Annotated in this window: 3 protein-coding genes; all 3 read left to right on the top strand. The window is 55.8% G+C overall.

The window, feature by feature from the left end; translation table 11 throughout:
- The first annotated feature begins 287 nt into the window (after positions 1-287).
- Positions 288-686: a DNA-packaging protein FI gene (locus tag H3H37_RS25385; protein WP_000158919.1), complete on the top strand. Its 399-nt coding sequence runs from the start codon at positions 288-290 to the stop codon at positions 684-686.
- 11 nt (positions 687-697) lie between these two features.
- A complete protein-coding gene (locus tag H3H37_RS25380) occupies positions 698-1,051 on the top strand; it encodes a head-tail joining protein (protein WP_000752979.1) in 354 nt (117 codons plus the stop codon).
- Between the two features lie 11 nt (positions 1,052-1,062).
- Positions 1,063-1,216, top strand: a 154-nt coding sequence (locus H3H37_RS25375) for a phage tail protein (protein WP_170997307.1), incomplete at its 3' end; no start/stop codon positions are given.

Here is a 1,216-nt window from a genome sequence, read left to right as displayed (position 1 = left end):
GATGAGTTCGTGTCCGTACAACTGAAAGAGGAGCTTGATGACAGTGATGAGTTCGTGTCCGTACAACTGAAAGAGGAGCTTGATGACCTGATGAGTTCGTGTCCGTACAACTGAAAGAGGAGCTTGATGACCGATGAGTTCGTGTCCGTACAACTGAAAGAGGAGCTTGATGACGATGAGTTCGTGTCCGTACAACTGAAAGAGGAGCTTGATGACGATGAGTTCGTGTCCGTACAACTGGCGTAATCATGGCCCTTCGGGGCCATTGTTTCTCTGTGGAGGAGTCCATGACGAAAGATGAACTGATTGCCCGTCTCCGCTCGCTGGGTGAACAACTGAACCGTGATGTCAGCCTGACGGGGACGAAAGAAGAACTGGCGCTCCGTGTGGCAGAGCTGAAAGAGGAGCTTGATGACACGGATGAAACTGCCGGTCAGGACACCCCTCTCAGCCGGGAAAATGTGCTGACCGGACATGAAAATGAGGTGGGATCAGCGCAGCCGGATACCGTGATTCTGGATACGTCTGAACTGGTCACGGTCGTGGCACTGGTGAAGCTGCATACTGATGCACTTCACGCCACGCGGGATGAACCTGTGGCATTTGTGCTGCCGGGAACGGCGTTTCGTGTCTCTGCCGGTGTGGCAGCCGAAATGACAGAGCGCGGCCTGGCCAGAATGCAATAACGGGAGGCGCTGTGGCTGATTTCGATAACCTGTTCGATGCTGCCATTGCCCGCGCCGATGAAACGATACGCGGGTACATGGGAACGTCAGCCACCATTACATCCGGTGAGCAGTCAGGTGCGGTGATACGTGGTGTTTTTGATGACCCTGAAAATATCAGCTATGCCGGACAGGGCGTGCGCGTTGAAGGCTCCAGCCCGTCCCTGTTTGTCCGGACTGATGAGGTGCGGCAGCTGCGGCGTGGAGACACGCTGACCATCGGTGAGGAAAATTTCTGGGTAGATCGGGTTTCGCCGGATGATGGCGGAAGTTGTCATCTCTGGCTTGGACGGGGCGTACCGCCTGCCGTTAACCGTCGCCGCTGAAAGGGGGATGTATGGCCATAAAAGGTCTTGAGCAGGCCGTTGAAAACCTCAGCCGTATCAGCAAAACGGCGGTGCCTGGTGCCGCCGCAATGGCCATTAACCGCGTTGCTTCATCCGCGATATCGCAGTCGGCGTCACAGGTTGCCCGTGAGACAAAGGTACGCC

This window comes from Rugamonas brunnea (assembly GCF_014042345.1).
In the GTDB taxonomy this organism is placed as follows: domain Bacteria; phylum Pseudomonadota; class Gammaproteobacteria; order Burkholderiales; family Burkholderiaceae_D; genus Rugamonas; species Rugamonas brunnea.
The sequence above is the reverse complement of the archived record's forward strand: the minus strand, read 5'-3'. Positions and strand labels throughout refer to the sequence as shown.

Bases quoted from the DNA above. Each gene is read 5' to 3' on its own strand.
- H3H37_RS25385 (WP_000158919.1), top strand. From the start codon at position 288: ATGACGAAAGATGAACTGATTGCCCGTCTCCGCTCGCTGGGTGAACAA.